The organism is Janthinobacterium sp. BJB301, assembly GCF_002735685.1.
Taxonomy (GTDB): Bacteria; Pseudomonadota; Gammaproteobacteria; order Burkholderiales; family Burkholderiaceae_D; genus Janthinobacterium; species Janthinobacterium lividum.
This window is the reverse complement of sequence record NZ_PDZJ01000008.1, coordinates 1-16,783: the sequence shown is the minus strand read 5'-3', so window position 1 is coordinate 16,783 and position 16,783 is coordinate 1. Positions and strand designations below refer to the sequence as shown.

Genomic DNA, 16,783 nt, shown 5'->3' with positions numbered 1-16,783 from the left:
TGCTTACGCCCCGGCTGTTCCATCGCGACCGGCCACCCCGACCTCGCTACGCCTCCGTTCATTCTCCTTCCTTACAAAGGACATCGCGCATGAAGCATCGTATTGCCGCCGGCACCCTCGGCACCCTGGCCATCTCCCTGTTGCTCGCCCATGCGCCCATGGCGCAAGCGGCCCAGCCCGCTACCAAAACCGTCGCCGTCAGCGCGCCGCAAGCCAAGCAGCGATTGCAGGTCGTGGCCGATCAGTACTACGATGCGCTGGCCCGTTTCGAGCCGATCAATGCCACCGAGAGCGGCGACAACCGTTTTGACGACCAGCTCGGTTCAGCCATTGTGCCCGCCGCGCGCGCAAAACAGTTCGCGCTGTACCGCCAGTACCAGAAGACCCTGCGCAGCATTGCGCGCGCGCAGCTGTCGCATCAGGACCAGATCAACTACGATATTCTCGACTATGAACTGGCGACAGCACTGAGCTTCGAGCGCTTCCCCGAATACTTGCTGCCCTTGAACCAGATGGACAGCATGCCCGTCACCCTGGCCAACTATGCGGGCGGCGAGGCATCGCAGCCTTTGACCACGGTCAAGGAGTATGACGCTTACCTGAGCCGTATTGGCCAGTTGCCGGGCTGGATAGACCAAGCCATCGCCAACATGAAAGTCGGCATGCAAAAGGGCATCGTGCTGCCGAAGGCGCTGACGGAATCGGCCTTGCCGCAATTCAAGAAACTCGTCAGCGCCACGCCGCAGGACAGCGTCTATTACACGCCGATCAAGAACTTGCCGGCCAGCTTTTCTGACGCGGACAAGGCGCGCCTGACGCAAACCTACACCGTCATCATCGGGGCCAAACTGATGCCCGCGCTGCAACGCCTGGCCACCTTCATGGAACGCGATTACCTGCCGGCCGGCCGCGCGAGCAGCGGCTGGAGCGCCCTGCCCGATGGCGCTGCCTGGTACCAGGCGCGCGTGGCCAGCAGCAGCACCACGGATTTGAAGCCGGAGCAGATCCACGCCATCGGCTTGAAGGAAGTGGCGCGCATCCAGGAACAATATGCGATCGTGGGCCCGAAGATGGGCTACAACGGACCGGCCGCCGGCTTGCCCGTGTGGGTGTCGGAACAGGCAAAATACCGCCCGTTCAAGACGGAACAGGAAGTGCTCGACGTCTACCGCAAGCTGAACGTGCTGCTCGACAGCAAATTGCCCGCCCTGTTCACCCTGGTGCCGAAGGCGCCGCTGGACTTGCGCCTGGAACCCGAACTGAGCCGCGACACGGCCGCCGACCACTACACGGCACCGGCCGCCGACGGTTCGCGCCCCGGCGTGTTCTGGTCCGTCGTCACCGATCCGAAACTGTATGGCGACACGGGCATGACCACCCTGTTCCTGCACGAAGGCAAGCCTGGCCACCATTTCCACCTGGCGCTGGTACAAGAGATGGACTTGCCGAACTTCCGCCGTTTTGGCGGCAACAATGCCTTCACGGAAGGCTGGGCCCTGTATGCGGAAACCCTGGGCAAGGAAATGGGCCTGTTCGAGGATCCGGCCCAGTATTTCGGCCATTTGAACGACGAGATGCTGCGCGCCGTGCGTCTGGTGGTGGACACGGGCTTGCACACCAAGGGCTGGACGCGCGAACAGACGATCAAGTACATGCGCGACACCCTCGGCTATGACGCCGTGGCGAAAAGCGAGACGGAGCGCTACATGGCGTGGCCCGGCCAAGCCCTGGGCTACAAGATCGGTTCGCTGAAGATCGTCGAACTGCGCCAGCGCGCGCAGCAAGCGCTGGGAGACAAGTTCAGCCTGCCGAAGTTCCACGAAGTGGTACTCGGCGACGGCACCCTGCCTTTGAAACTGCTGGAAGCCAAGGTCGACCGGTGGATCGCGCAGCAGAAGTAAGCGACCGCACCTGAAAGCAAAACGGCAGCCCTTGACGGGGTTGCCGTTTTTTTTCGCCTGAGCGTTTGATATTACACCAGCAGTGCGGCACTCATCGAGCGCACTTCCTCGGCCGATTCGGCCAGGATGCTTTGCAGGGTCTCATTGTCGATAATGAAATCGATGACGGAATCGGATGGGGTGAGCATTTCCACGTACGTCACCTGCAAGGGCGACGGCACGGGCGACAGTTGCTTGGCCAACAACAAGGTATCGAGCAGGGAATCGGGCGGGATCGATAGCAAGCCATCGCGCAAGCCTTCGATGGCCTCGCTCACGGCCGCCGGGATCAGCAGCTTCTTCATGACTTCGCGGGAAATGATCTCTTCGGCGGACTCCATCCAGTGATCCGCATCGTCATCGAGCAGCCCGGGGAATTCATCGGCACGCGACAGCAGGTAAAAACCGCCCACCTCATGCACGATGCCGGCGAACAGCGCCGTGTCGGCATCGACGTGCGTCACGCGGCGGGCCAGCACGTGCGCCAGCGCCGCCACGTGGGCCGTGTGCTCCCACAGCTGCGTCGCCTTCTGGCGCAGGATGGGGTCGATGATCTTGCTGCCGAACTGGCGCACCACCATGGCCGCCACCAGCGCGTACAGATTGCGGTAGCCCATGCGCATGACGGCGGCGCGCACGCTGGTCACGGGCGCCGCATCGCCGCGGCTGTACACGGCCGAGTTGGCCAGCGCGACCGTGCGCGCCGCCAGCAAGGGCTCGGCCAGTACCAGTTTGATGGCATGGTCGATATGGCAATCCGGTTCAGCCAGGGCCAATTGCAATTGCAGTGCGGAATTAACACTTGTGGGAAATGTTAATTCACCGCGCACCGCCTGGGAAACAATTAAACCGAAAGCCTGTAGTTTATTCATCATACGATCAATCCGCCTCAGATATTTTCCTGGCCAACAATGTCATGCATTAAAAATTGAATGCCAGGCCCGGTCTTTAAAATACAGATGGCATGTCATTCGTCTGCATTGAGGAGTCTGGCAAAGCCAGCGCTTGCAATAGCGATTCATCGCCGATGACAAACAACTTCGGCTGCTGTATTACCTGCAGCAGAAATGGCTGGCCTTCACGCAGGCGTCGGCGATAATCGGCCAGCGTATATAAGTTGGGATTGATTTTACGCCTTAAGGTTCGCTCGGCCGGGGCCAATCCCGTCAACAGATCGCCATAATTGGCTTCTTCGCCCACCAGCAGCAAATCGATGGCGCTGCCAGGCATGTCCTGTCCCTTCGCCGTGGCGCCAGACACGAAGGCCAGGTGCAGCTGGGCACGCAAGGGCGCCAGCGTCATGCTGAGCACGCCGACGATGCCGAAGGTCTTCTGCACCAGTCCGCTCAACTCCGGATACACGAGGCTTTCCTTGTTGGGCCAAAAGCGCCGCACGTTACCGATCCGCTCCGACGTGATCAGCCCGGACTCATGCAGCCGGCGCAGTTCCCGCTGCGCCGATGCACTGCCCAATCCCGTCAAGCGCATGATCTCGTTCAAGTGAAATCCTTCATTCACGCGGACAAAGAGCAGTCCCAGCAATTTCTGCTGGGCGGGAGTAAACAGGGCTTGGGCAATCATGTGCCAAATCTTAGCATGAATAAACTGGAAACTGGCGCGGCAGGGCTAATCGCAGGCGGTGGCGCAACAGTGCGCCGCCACGCCGTCTCCGGCCGGCCGCGCCGGCAGAAAAGCGGGCGGCACCAGGCAAGCTTGTGAGCGCTCACTACTATGACGGCTTCCAACCGCAACTTTCCGCGCCTCGCCTCGCCACGCAGCGGCAACCGCGGCAACTCGATAAAACGCCGGGCAATGCCACCCGATAAACCGCCAGGATCAATGCCTGTATTTGCCATGTCCGTGCAACAGATTATTGAATGCTCCGTTCTTCAATAATGCCATTCAATAGCCCGCCTTAATAAAACAGGAAACCCGTTCCATTCAATTGATTAACACTTGCATGATTCAAATTGGCCAGCTTTTCATTGAATGCCCGATACCGGACAAATCGGCGCAGGAAGGAAATACGGGCATAAAAAAACGGCACCAGGAATTTCTCCCAGGTACCGTGATTATTAATTGCCGAGGTAGCCGATTCCCCTTTAGCAGCGTGGCAACTGACGCTCTTCACTTTCCCACGCTGCTAGCTCTTTGCGTATTCGGTGCAATTTACCGGTGCAAATTACGGCAGCGCGCATAAAAAAACGGCACCCGAAGGTGCCGTTCTTGTCAGCTAGCAGCGTAGATTACGCTTCGTCGCCGTGGTGTTGCTGGGTTTCGATGTCCTGCAGCGCTTCGGCAGCTTCGCCAGCCATCGAGGCTTTCTCGGCCAGCAGCAGTGCTTGACGCTCTTCCACTTCCCACGCTTCTTTCTCTTTGCGTGCGCGGTGGAAGGCCAGGCCCGTACCGCCAGGAATCAGGCGGCCGACGATGACGTTCTCTTTCAGGCCGCGCAGACCATCGCGCTTGCCCATGATCGCCGCTTCGGTCAGCACGCGGGTGGTTTCCTGGAACGATGCGGCCGAGATGAACGAATCGGTCGACAGCGATGCCTTGGTAATACCCAACAAGACGTTTTCGTAGGTCGCTGGAATCTTGTTCTCAACGGCCATGCGATCGTTCTCGTCCAGCAGTTCCGAACGCTCAACCTGCTCGCCAACGATGTAGTTGGTGTCGCCGGCATTGACGATCTGAACACGGCGCAGCATCTGACGCACGATCACTTCGATGTGCTTGTCATTGATCTTCACGCCTTGCAGACGGTACACGTCTTGCACTTCGTCAACGATGTAACGTGCCAGCGCTTCGATACCCAGCAGGCGCAGGATGTCTTGCGGATCGGCCGGGCCGTCCACGATCATCTCGCCCTTGTTCACGACTTGGCCGTCATGCACCAGCACTTGTTTGTCCTTGGTGATCAAGAACTCATGCTTGTTGCCGTCCATGTCCGTGATTTCCAGACGCTGCTTGCCCTTGGTTTCTTTACCGAACGCAACCGTACCCGTGACTTCCGCCAGCATACCGGCATCTTTCGGCGAGCGCGCCTCGAACAGTTCCGCAACGCGTGGCAGACCACCGGTAATATCGCGCGTTTTTTGCGATTCGGTAGGAATACGTGCCAGCACTTCACCCACCGATACCTGTTGACCGTCCTTGACCATGATCAGCGCGCCGACCTGGAAGCCGATCGCCACCGAGTGTTCGGTGCCGGCGATCTTGACTTCTTCGTTCGCGTCGTTGATCAGCTTGACTTGCGGACGCAACGTTTTCGTCAACGAACCGCGACGTTTCGCATCGATCGCCACCAGGGTGGACAGACCGGTCACTTCGTCGACTTGACGGGCTACGGTGACGCCTTCTTCGACGTTCTCGAAACGCACTTGACCGGCGTATTCGGTAATGATCGGACGGGTCAGCGGATCCCACGTTGCCAGGGCCGTACCGGCCTTGATGACCATGCCGTCCTTGACGATCAGGGTCGCACCGTACGGTACTTTATGACGCTCACGCTCACGGCCATGGTCGTCGGTAATCAGCACTTCGCCGGAACGGGAAATGACGATTTGCGCGCCCTTGCCATTCGTCACGTAACGCATGGTTGCCGTGAAGCGGATGGTACCGTTCGACTTGGCTTCCACCGACGATGCCACTGCCGCACGCGATGCCGCACCACCAATGTGGAACGTACGCATGGTCAGCTGGGTACCAGGCTCACCAATCGACTGCGCTGCCACCACACCGACGGCTTCGCCGGCGTTGACCAGCATGCCGCGGCCCAGATCGCGGCCATAGCACTTGGCGCACAGGCCGAAGCGCGTGTCGCAAGTCAGTGGCGTGCGGACCTTGACTTCATCGATGGACAGACGCTCGATCTCTTCGACCATGTCTTCGTCCATCAGCGTGCCGGCTTCGTACAGCGTTTCCTGGGTTTCAGGATTGACGACGTCATGCACCACCACGCGGCCGAGGATACGGTCACGCAACGGTTCGATGACTTCACCACCTTCGACCAGTGCCTTCATGACGGCGCCGTTCATGGTGCCGCAATCGTCCTCGATCACCACCAAGTCTTGCGTCACGTCAACCAGACGACGCGTCAGGTAACCGGAGTTAGCCGTTTTCAGCGCCGTATCGGCCAGACCTTTACGAGCGCCGTGGGTCGAAATGAAGTACTGCAAAACGTTCAGACCTTCGCGGAAGTTCGCGGTAATCGGCGTTTCGATAATCGAGCCATCCGGTTTGGCCATCAGACCACGCATACCGGCCAACTGGCGAATCTGGGCTGCGGAACCGCGCGCGCCGGAGTCGGCCATCATGTAAATGGCGTTGAACGATTCTTGCGTCGACTTGGTGCCATCGCGGCGGATCACGTCTTCGACTTTGAGCTGGTCCATCATGGCCTTGCCGACTTCATCGGAGGTCTTGCCCCAGATATCGACTACCTTGTTGTAACGCTCGCCGGCGGTCACGAGACCCGAGGCGTATTGCTGTTCGATCTGCTTGACTTCCGATTCGGCCGTCGCGATCAGGGTCACTTTTTGAGGCGGTACCAGCATGTCGTCGACGCAGATCGAGATACCGGCGCGTGTCGCCAGGCGGAAACCCGATTGCATCAGTTTGTCTGCGAACACCACGGTGGCGCGCAGGCCGCACTTGCGGAACGACGTGTTGATCAGCTTGGAAATTTCTTTCTTTTTCAGCGCGCGGTTCAGGACGGAAAACGGCAGGCCTTTTGGCAGAATTTCCGACAGGATCGCACGGCCGATCGTCGTTTCGTAGCGGGTAACCGTTTTCTCGAATTCGCCCGTTTCGGCGTTTTTCGGGTATTCGGTAATACGCACGGTGACGCGGGTCGTCAGTTCGACTTCCTTGTTGTCGTAGGCGCGGATCACTTCCGACACGTCAGGGAACATCATCCCTTCGTTCTTCGCATTGATCGCTTCGCGGGTCGCGTAGTACAGACCCAGCACGATATCCTGGGAAGGAACGATCGATGGTTCGCCGTTCGATGGGAACAGGATGTTGTTCGATGCCAGCATCAAAGTGCGTGCTTCCATCTGCGCTTCGATCGACAGAGGAACGTGGACCGCCATTTGGTCACCGTCAAAGTCGGCGTTGAATGCGGCGCAGACGAGCGGGTGCAACTGGATGGCCTTGCCTTCAATCAGGACTGGCTCGAATGCCTGGATACCCAGACGGTGCAGCGTAGGTGCGCGGTTCAACATGATCGGATGTTCACGGATCACGTCTTCCAGGATGTCCCACACGACCGGCTCTTGGATCTCGACCAGCTTTTTCGCGGCCTTGATCGTGGTCGCCAGACCCATCAGTTCCAGTTTATTGAAAATGAATGGTTTGAACAGTTCCAGCGCCATCAGTTTCGGCAAGCCGCACTGATGCAGTTTCAATTGCGGGCCCACGACGATGACCGAACGACCGGAGTAATCGACGCGTTTGCCCAGCAAGTTTTGACGGAAACGGCCGCCCTTGCCCTTGATCATCTCTGCCAGCGATTTCAGCGGACGCTTGTTGGCGCCGGTCATCGCTTTGCCGCGACGGCCGTTGTCCAGCAGCGAATCGACCGCTTCTTGCAGCATGCGCTTTTCGTTGCGCGTGATGATCTCTGGAGCGCGCAGCTCCATCAGGCGTTTCAGACGGTTGTTACGGTTGATGACGCGGCGATACAGATCGTTCAGATCCGAGGTAGCGAAACGGCCACCATCCAGCGGTACCAGCGGACGCAGTTCCGGCGGCAGCACTGGCAGCACTTCCATGATCATCCAGTCAGGCTTGATGCCCGAACGTTGGAACGCTTCCAGCACTTTCAGGCGCTTCGCGTATTTCTTGATCTTGGCTTCGGATTTCGATTCCTTCAGTTCCACGCGCAGGGTTTCGGCATCGCGGTGGATGTCGATCGAGCGCAGCAGCTCACGGATACCTTCGGCGCCCATGAAGGCGGTGAAGTCGTCGCCGTACTCTTCGTACTTGGCGGCGTAGTCGTCTTCCGACATGATCTGGCACTTTTTCAGCGGAGTCATGCCTGGATCGGTCACGACGTATGCTTCAAAGTACAGCACGCGTTCGATGTCCCGCAGGGTCATGTCCAGGACCATGCCCAGACGCGACGGCAGCGATTTCAGGAACCAGATGTGGGCGGTCGGCGAGGCCAGCTCGATGTGGCCCATGCGCTCGCGGCGCACCTTGGCCAGCGTGACTTCGACGCCGCACTTTTCGCAGATCACGCCGCGGTGTTTCAGGCGCTTGTACTTGCCGCACAGGCATTCGTAATCCTTGATCGGGCCAAAGATCTTGGCGCAGAACAGGCCGTCGCGCTCAGGCTTGAAGGTACGGTAGTTGATGGTTTCCGGCTTCTTGACTTCGCCGTAGGACCACGAACGGATTTTCTCAGGCGAAGCGAGACCGATCTTGATTGCATCGAAGGTCTCGTTGGTCTGTACTTGCTTGAATAGATCGAGCAGTGCTTTCATGTATCACTCCAGAGGTGATTAAATTTCTATATTCCTGAGACTACATTGCCCGGCGTGGTTTCCCAGCCGGGCTTTGTGTTTCCCAAACCAAATGACGCTTATTGGGTCAATAAGCCTGTCGTTTAGTTGCGTTCGAGGTCGATATCGATACCCAGCGAACGGATTTCCTTGACCAGCACATTGAACGATTCCGGCATGCCGGCGTCGATCACGTGGTCGCCCTTGACGAGGTTCTCGTACACTTTGGTACGGCCATTCACGTCATCGGACTTGACGGTCAACATCTCTTGCAAGACATACGACGCGCCATACGCTTCCAGTGCCCAGACTTCCATCTCACCGAAACGCTGACCACCGAACTGGGCTTTACCGCCCAGTGGCTGTTGCGTTACCAGCGAGTAAGGACCGGTCGAGCGCGCATGCATCTTGTCATCCACCAAGTGATGCAGTTTCAGCATGTGCATGACGCCGACAGTGACCTTGCGCTCGAACGCTTCACCGGTGCGACCGTCATACATGGTCACCTGGTTTTTCGAAGCGGTCATGCCCAGGTTCTTGGCGATGTCGTCCGGATACGCCAGGTCCAGCATGCGGCGGATCTCTTCTTCATTGGCGCCGTCGAACACTGGCGTGGCGAATGGAACACCTTTTTTCAGGTTTTCCGCCAGCTTCATGATCTCTTCGTCGTCGAAGTCGTTCAGCTCTTCGGCACGGCCGTTGTCGTTGTAGATCGTCGTCAGGTACTTGCGTACTTGCTCGACCTTGGTTTGCGCCTTCAGCATTTCGCCGATGCGGATACCCAGACCCTTGGCAGCCCAGCCCAAGTGAGTCTCGAGAATCTGACCAACGTTCATCCGCGAAGGAACGCCCAGCGGGTTCAGCACAACGTCGGCTGGCGTGCCGTCGGCCATGTATGGCATGTCTTCCACAGGAACAATACGGGAAACCACACCCTTGTTACCGTGGCGACCTGCCATCTTGTCGCCCGACTGCAGGCGGCGTTTCACGGCCAGGTACACCTTGACCATTTTTTGCACGCCTGGTTGCAGCTCATCGCCTTGCGTCAGTTTCTTGCGCTTCTCTTCGAAGGCCAGATCGAACTGGTGACGCTTCTCGTTGATCGATTCCTTGATCGCTTCCAGCGCTACCGCTGCATCGTCGTCCGCAGGGCGGATGTCGAACCAGTGGTATTTGTCCAGATCGGCCAGGTAATCCTTGGTGATCTTGGCGCCTTTGGCCAGCTTTTTAGGGCCGCCGTTGACAACTTTGCCGATCAGCATTTTTTCCAGACGCTGGAAGGCATCGCCTTCAACGATACGCATCTGGTCGTTCAAATCCAGACGGAAGCGTTTCAGTTCGTCATCGATAATTTGCTGGGCACGCTTGTCGCGCACGATGCCTTCACGGGTGAAGACTTGCACGTCGATCACGGTACCGATCATGCCCGAAGGCACGCGCAGCGACGTATCTTTCACGTCCGATGCTTTTTCGCCGAAAATCGCGCGCAGCAGCTTCTCTTCCGGGGTCAGCTGGGTTTCGCCTTTTGGCGTCACTTTACCAACCAGGGTATCGCCGGCTTGTACTTCAGCGCCGATGTAGACGATACCGGACTCATCCAGACGTGCCAGCTGATTTTCAGCCAGGTTCGAGATGTCGCGCGTAATTTCTTCCGCGCCCAGTTTCGTGTCACGGGCAACAACCGACAACTCTTCGATGTGAATCGAGGTGTAGCGGTCGTCCTTGACGACGTTTTCCGAGATCAGGATCGAATCTTCGAAGTTCAGACCATTCCATGGCATGAAGGCCACGGTCATGTTCTGGCCCAGAGCCAATTCACCCAGGTCGGTCGATGCGCCATCGGCGATCACGTCGCGCTTGGCAACACGGTCGCCCACTTGCACGATAGGACGCTGGTTGATGTTGGTGTTCTGGTTCGAACGGGTGTACTTGATCAGGTTGTAGATGTCGACGCCCACTTCACCAGCGGTTGCTTCGTCATCGTTGACGCGAATCACGACACGGCCCGCATCGATGTAATCGACGATACCGCCACGCAGCGCTTGCACGGTGGTGCCCGAGTCGACCGCAACAGTGCGTTCGATACCGGTACCGACCAGCGCTTTTTCAGGACGCAAGCAAGGCACAGCCTGGCGTTGCATGTTGGCGCCCATCAATGCACGGTTTGCATCATCGTGTTCGAGGAACGGAATCAGCGAGGCAGCGACGGAAACGATCTGGCCTGGCGCCACGTCCATGTACTGGATGCGCTCCGGGGAGACCAGGATGGTTTCGCCGGCTTCACGGGCCGAGACCAGTTCATCGGACAGCATGCCTTCGTCGTTGATGGTCGCATTCGCCTGAGCGATGATGTAGCGGCCTTCTTCGATGGCGGACAGGTAGTCGATCTGATCGGTAATCTTGGAACCTTCGACCTTGCGGTACGGGGTTTCCAGGAAGCCGTATTCATTCAGGCGGGCATACAGAGCCAGCGAGTTGATCAGACCAATGTTCGGACCTTCCGGTGTCTCGATCGGGCAGACGCGGCCGTAGTGGGTCGGATGCACGTCGCGCACTTCAAAGCCGGCGCGTTCGCGTGTCAGACCGCCGGGTCCCAGAGCCGATACGCGGCGCTTGTGGGTAATTTCCGACAGAGGATTGGTTTGGTCCATGAACTGCGACAGCTGGGACGAACCGAAGAACTCGCGAATCGCGGCCGAAATCGGCTTCGAGTTGATCAGGTCGTGCGGCATCAGATTGTCCGCTTCGGCTTGGCCGAGGCGTTCCTTGACGGCGCGCTCAACACGCACCAGGCCGGCGCGGAATTGATTCTCGGCCAGTTCGCCCACGCAACGTACGCGACGGTTGCCCAGGTGATCGATATCGTCGACTTCGCCGCGGCCATTGCGCAGTTCCACCAGGATCTTGATCACGGCCAGCACGTCTTCGTTCGACAGGGTCATGGCGCCGGTCAGTTCATCGCGGCCAATGCGGCGGTTGAACTTCATGCGGCCCACGGCCGACAGGTCGTAGCGGTCCGAGTTGTAGAACAGGCCATTGAACAGCGCTTCAACGGAATCTTCCGTTGGCGGTTCGCCTGGACGCATCATGCGGTAGATCGCCACTTTCGCAGCCATCTGATCGGCGGTGTCGTCGATACGCAGGGTTTGCGAGATGTAGGCGCCCTGATCCAGGTCGTTCGTGTACAAGGTCTGGATTTCGGAAATGTTGGCATCGCGCAGGCGGCCCAACAGATCTTCGGTCAGCTCATCGTTCGCGGAAGCGACGACTTCACCGGTATCGCCATCGACGATGTTCTTCGCCAATACGCGGCCCAGCAGGTAGTCTTCCGGTACGGAAATGTGCTTGATGCCGGCAGCTTCGATATCACGCACGTGTTTCGCGTTGATACGCTTGTCTTTCAGCACCAGGGTCTTGCCCGACTTGTCGACGATGTCGAAACGCGCCACTTCGCCGCGCAGACGCTCGGAGACGAATTCCATTTCCGCGCCTTCGGAGCGCAGGTTGAAATTGTCGAAGACGAAGAAGTTCGCCAGGATTTGCTCGTGCGACATGCCGATGGCTTTGAGCAGGATCGTCACTGGCATCTTGCGGCGGCGGTCGACGCGGAAGAACAGGATGTCTTTCGGGTCGAACTCGAAGTCCAGCCACGAACCGCGGTAAGGAATGATACGCGCGGAGAACAGCAGTTTGCCGGACGAGTGGGTCTTGCCGCGGTCGTGCTCGAAGAACACGCCAGGCGAACGGTGCAACTGGGAAACGATAACCCGCTCCGTGCCGTTGATCACGAACGAACCGGTGGTCGTCATGAGCGGCAATTCGCCCATGTAGACTTCCTGTTCCTTCATCTCTTTGACGACGGGCTTGGTTGGCGATTCCTTGTCCAGGATCACCAGGCGCACTTTCGCGCGCAGCGGCGACGCGAACGTCAGGCCACGTTGTTGACATTCTTTGACGTCGAAGGCAGGATCGCCCAGAACGTACGACAAGAATTCGAGGCGCGCAAAACCATTGTGCGACACGATAGGGAAAATCGAAGTGAAAGCCGACTGCAGGCCATCATTCTTGCGGCCGGACGGTGCTATGTCCTCTTGCAAGAAGCTATGATAAGACTCGAGCTGGGTCGCCAGCAGGAACGGAACGTGGTGAACGTTGGCGCGCTTCGCGAATGATTTGCGAATGCGTTTCTTCTCAGTAAATGAGTAGTGCATGGACACTCCGTGAGTGACAGAAAGGATAGAAAATTCAGGTTTTGCAAGTGTTCGTTTGCACCGCTGCGTGTGACACAGACGAAACCTCAAGGCTCTGCTTTCCGGCTTGAATCGAATAAAAACTGCTGCTACAACTACATGACAAATACGATGCAGACGACAAAGGAGCCAAAGTCGGATTCCCCCCCTTGCGAGGGGAAACCTCAGACTTTGACTCGGGCGCTAACTGCCGCCGGTACAGATATTACTTGATCGAAGCGGTTGCGCCGGCTTCTACCAGTTTCTTCTGTGCAGCTTCAGCGTCAGCTTTCGACACTGCTTCTTTCACAGTTTTTGGTGCGCCATCGACCAGGTCTTTAGCTTCTTTCAAGCCCAGGCCGGTGATTTCGCGAACTGCTTTAATAACGCCAACTTTGTTTGCGCCGAAGGTGTCAAGGATGACGTTGAATTCGGTTTGCTCTTCAGCAGCTGCTGCTGGGCCTGCTGCAGGACCGGCCGAAGCCATTGCTGCTGCGGACACGCCGAATTTTTCTTCGAATGCTTTAACCAGGTCGTTCAGGTCCATTACGGACATGGCGCTAACTGCTTCCAGGATATCGTCTTTGCTAATTGCCATTTTGAAACTCCTAAATTTATTACGTTAGTTACATCAGATTGGTACTGAGAGAAAAAAGCGCGCGCAATTAAGCGGCTGCTGGGGCTTCTTCTGCTGCTGCTTCTGCAGGAGCTTCGGCGCCTTCGCCTTTTTTCGCTGCCAGGGCAGCCAGACCACGTGCAAAGCCCGAAACCGGAGCCAGCATAACGCCCAACAACTGCGAAATGAGGACTTCACGGCTAGGAATGCTCGCCAACGCGGTGACAGCAGCTGTATCCAGCGGCTTGCCTGCGTAGTTACCTGCTTTGATGACCAGTTTGTCGTTGGTTTTAGCGAAGTCAGCGATGACTTTAGCTGCTGCAACGGCATCGGCCGAGATCGAGTAGATCAACGGGCCGGTCATGGCATCTGCCAGGCTGGCGAATGCGGTACCTTCAACGGAGCGACGAGCCAGAGTGTTTTTCAACACACGCAGGTACACGCCTTGGGCACGCGCTTTAGCACGCAGTTGCGTCAAGTGACCAACCTGGATGCCACGATATTCGGCCACGACGATCGTTTGCGCATTTGCTACTTGTGCGGAAACTTCGGCGACGACGGCCTTTTTGTCATTCAGATTGAGACTCACGGTCAACCTCCTTAAATGATGTTCGGCAATCACAACCGAGTGGTTGAGCGCCTTGCATCGGTTCGAACACGGCGTCCGAAGTCAAGAAGTACTAAACTGAGCGGATGGATTCACGCAGCATGAGGACTACAAAACTTGTTCGGGTACACCATCTGCGTTGGGCACCTGCCGTTGCCGGCAAGCCTATTAACCTTCTGCATGTGCGATCGCAGTCGGCCCAACGGTCTTTGATTGTCTGCCGGCCTGGTGCGAACACCGGGCCGACAGCCCAAAGATGCGCCCACAGCGCCCGAAGGCGCGTGGGACTTGATTCTGTTACTTAAGCTGCCAGGCTAGCCTGGTCAACACGGACGCCAGCGCCCATGGTCGACGACAGCGAAACTTTGCGCAGGTACACGCCTTTGCTCGATGCTGGCTTGGCTTTGTTCAGTGCGTCGATCAGTGCGACCAGATTCGACTTCAGATCTGCGTCAGCGAACGATTTACGGCCGATGGTAGCGTGGATGATACCGGATTTGTCGGTACGGTACTGAACTTGACCGGCTTTCGCGTTTTTCACGGCGGTAGCGACGTCAGGAGTAACAGTGCCAACTTTCGGGTTAGGCATCATGCCGCGTGGGCCCAGGATCTGACCCAGGGTACCAACGATACGCATGGTATCTGGCGAAGCGATCACGATGTCGAAAGGCATGTCACCGGCTTTGATCTGCTCAGCCAGGTCTTCCATACCAACGATGTCGGCGCCAGCTGCTTTGGCAGCTTCCGCTTTTTCGCCCGACGCGAATACAGCCACGCGTACGGTTTTGCCGGTACCAGCTGGCAGCACGACGGAGCCGCGCACCACTTGGTCGGATTTCTTAGGATCAACACCCAGTTGTACCGATACGTCGATCGATTCATTGAACTTGGCCGTTGCGCACTCTTTGATCAGAGCGACAGCGTTGTCGAAAGCGTACACTTTGGTACGGTCGACTTTGGCTTTCAAAGCCTTGATACGTTTGGATAACTTAGCCATTATACAACACCTTCCACCGTGATACCAATCGAACGAGCGGAACCAGCGATGGTGCGTACAGCAGCATCCATGTCGGCAGCGGTCAGATCAGGGGTTTTCAATTTAGCGATTTCTTCAGCTTGTGCGCGGGTCAGCGTACCGACTTTGTCGGTATGTGGCTTCGGCGAACCTTTGGTGATCGCAGCAGCTTTTTTGATCAGGTAGGTTGCTGGAGGCGTCTTCATCACGAACGTGAAGGACTTGTCCGCAAACGCGGTGATCACGACTGGGATCGGCATGCCTGGTTCCATACCTTGGGTCTGCGCGTTGAACGCTTTGCAGAATTCCATGATGTTCAGACCACGTTGACCCAGAGCTGGACCGATTGGTGGGGATGGGTTTGCTTTACCAGCTGGCACTTGCAGCTTGATAAAACCAATGATTTTCTTTGCCATGATGGCTCCTATCTTGGATTGAGTAGTAGCGCCCCGCCGATCCTACCCTGGCGGGGCTCCTCTGACCGGATTTTGCTGAGACTGCCGCAACGCTCCTGGTGGCGCTTGCTAATGCTTAAACTTTTTCGACTTGGCCGAATTCGAGCTCTACCGGGGTAGCGCGGCCGAAAATGGTGACCGAGACGCGCACTTTGGATTTCTCGTAATTGACTTCTTCGACATTGCCGTTGAAATCGGTGAACGGACCATCCTTGATGCGGACTTGCTCGCCCACTTCGTACAAGGTTTTTGGACGGGGCTTTTCAACACCTTCCTGCATCTGCTTCATGATGCCGTCGATTTCGCGCGCGGAGATCGGCGTCGGCTTGTTCGACTTGCCACCAATGAAACCGGTAACCTTGCTGGTGTTCTTGACCAAGTGCCAGCTCTCGTCCGTCATTTCCATTTCAACCAGCACATAGCCAGGATAGAAACGACGTTCGGTGACGGACTTCACACCATTCTTGACTTCAACGACTTCTTCGATCGGCACCAGGATCTGGCCGAACTGGTCTTGCATGCCCGCGCGCTCGATGCGCTCGGTCAGTGCGCGCATGACGCTTTTTTCCATGCCGGAATAAGCATGCACGACATACCAGCGCTTGCTGCTTACTGGCACGCTCAGCGCTGCACCAGTGTCCGCTACCGGAGCGTCGCCCGCAACGGACTCGTCCGCCGCTTCATCATGCACATTTTCGCTCATTATTTTTTCCAACCCAGAATTACGTCATACAACAAAAACTCGAGCAATTTATCCGTGCCCCACAGGAAAATCGCCATGACCAGCACAAAGGCAAACACGATCGCAGTAATCTGCGTGGCTTCTTTGCGGGTAGGCCAAACGACTTTCTTGGTTTCGCGCACAGCTTCTTTGGCGAAATTGAGAAATTCACGGCCGGTCGTCGAGACATACAAGAGCGCAACAGCAATAACCAAACCAGCCACAAGCGCGCTTGCACGCACCAGAGCTGGTTGGCCTGCCAGGTAATAAAACCCGACTACTCCTGCAATCGCAGCCACTATTGCCAGCGCGACTTTTATCTTGTCACTCGACGTGCTAACGGTTTGCACGGATTGATTTGACATTTTTCTACTTTCGGTGCCCTGCACCTTGACGGTGGCAGGGACGGAGGGCATCGAACCCCCAACCTTCGGTTTTGGAGACCGACGCTCTGCCAATTGAGCTACGTCCCTACGTAAAACTTTCGAGGAGTGCTATTCTACCACCCAGGACGCCCCGGGTGGAAGCATAACATTTCCTTATGCGAGGATTTTTGCAACCACGCCGGCGCCGACGGTACGGCCGCCTTCGCGGATAGCGAAGCGCAGACCTTCTTCCATCGCGATCGGGTTGATCAGCTTGACGGTGATCGACACGTTATCGCCTGGCATGACCATTTCTTTGTCTGCTGGCA

The 16,783-nt window shown here is 57.3% G+C and carries 11 protein-coding genes, 1 tRNA gene and 1 pseudogene; 1 reads left to right on the top strand and 12 read right to left on the bottom strand.

All coding sequences use genetic code 11. From position 1 onward, the window contains the following. The first annotated feature begins 89 nt into the window (after positions 1–89). Positions 90–1,901, top strand: a complete 1,812-nt coding sequence (locus tag CSQ91_RS27850; RefSeq protein ID WP_099390217.1) for a DUF885 domain-containing protein — start codon at positions 90–92, stop codon at positions 1,899–1,901. Positions 1,902–1,972: 71 nt separating this feature from the next. On the opposite strand, the gene CSQ91_RS27845 is transcribed toward CSQ91_RS27850, so the two are convergent. From CSQ91_RS27845 to CSQ91_RS27790, 12 genes and pseudogenes are all read right to left on the bottom strand, one after another. Continuing rightward, positions 1,973–2,812 (bottom strand): HDOD domain-containing protein, encoded by an 840-nt coding sequence (locus CSQ91_RS27845; RefSeq protein WP_070259968.1) that lies wholly within the window; start codon positions 2,810–2,812, stop codon positions 1,973–1,975. 76 nt (positions 2,813–2,888) lie between these two features. Then, entirely contained in the window at positions 2,889–3,440 is a 552-nt protein-coding gene (locus CSQ91_RS27840) for an ArsR family transcriptional regulator (protein ID WP_257217504.1), read from the bottom strand. 746 nt (positions 3,441–4,186) lie between these two features. Further along, positions 4,187–8,428, bottom strand: coding sequence for a DNA-directed RNA polymerase subunit beta' (gene rpoC, locus CSQ91_RS27835; RefSeq protein ID WP_034753138.1), 4,242 nt, complete (start codon positions 8,426–8,428; stop codon positions 4,187–4,189). 122 nt (positions 8,429–8,550) lie between these two features. Further along, entirely contained in the window at positions 8,551–12,657 is a 4,107-nt protein-coding gene (gene rpoB, locus CSQ91_RS27830; RefSeq protein ID WP_034783248.1) for a DNA-directed RNA polymerase subunit beta, read from the bottom strand. Positions 12,658–12,901: 244 nt separating this feature from the next. Next, positions 12,902–13,273, bottom strand: a complete 372-nt coding sequence (gene rplL / locus CSQ91_RS27825) for a 50S ribosomal protein L7/L12 (protein WP_034753136.1) — start codon at positions 13,271–13,273, stop codon at positions 12,902–12,904. A 67-nt stretch (positions 13,274–13,340) separates the two neighbouring features. Continuing rightward, positions 13,341–13,880, bottom strand: coding sequence for a 50S ribosomal protein L10 (rplJ, locus tag CSQ91_RS27820; RefSeq protein ID WP_034753621.1), 540 nt, complete (start codon positions 13,878–13,880; stop codon positions 13,341–13,343). A 319-nt stretch (positions 13,881–14,199) separates the two neighbouring features. Beyond that, positions 14,200–14,895, bottom strand: a complete 696-nt coding sequence (gene rplA / locus CSQ91_RS27815; RefSeq protein WP_034753134.1) for a 50S ribosomal protein L1 — start codon at positions 14,893–14,895, stop codon at positions 14,200–14,202. Next, positions 14,895–15,329: a 50S ribosomal protein L11 gene (gene rplK, locus CSQ91_RS27810; RefSeq protein WP_034783246.1), complete on the bottom strand. Its 435-nt coding sequence runs from the start codon at positions 15,327–15,329 to the stop codon at positions 14,895–14,897. Before rplK ends, rplA begins: the two co-directional genes overlap by 1 nt. A gap of 115 nt (positions 15,330–15,444) precedes the next feature. Then, complete coding sequence (nusG, locus tag CSQ91_RS27805; RefSeq protein WP_099390215.1) at positions 15,445–16,071, bottom strand: transcription termination/antitermination protein NusG; 627 nt, start codon at positions 16,069–16,071, stop codon at positions 15,445–15,447. Next, positions 16,071–16,454, bottom strand: coding sequence for a preprotein translocase subunit SecE (gene secE, locus CSQ91_RS27800; protein ID WP_010394308.1), 384 nt, complete (start codon positions 16,452–16,454; stop codon positions 16,071–16,073). Before secE ends, nusG begins: the two co-directional genes overlap by 1 nt. Positions 16,455–16,486: 32 nt before the next feature. Next, a tRNA-Trp gene (locus CSQ91_RS27795) sits at positions 16,487–16,562 on the bottom strand. 66 nt (positions 16,563–16,628) lie between these two features. Beyond that, positions 16,629–16,783 (bottom strand): annotated as a pseudogene (locus CSQ91_RS27790) (elongation factor Tu); the annotation flags it as partial.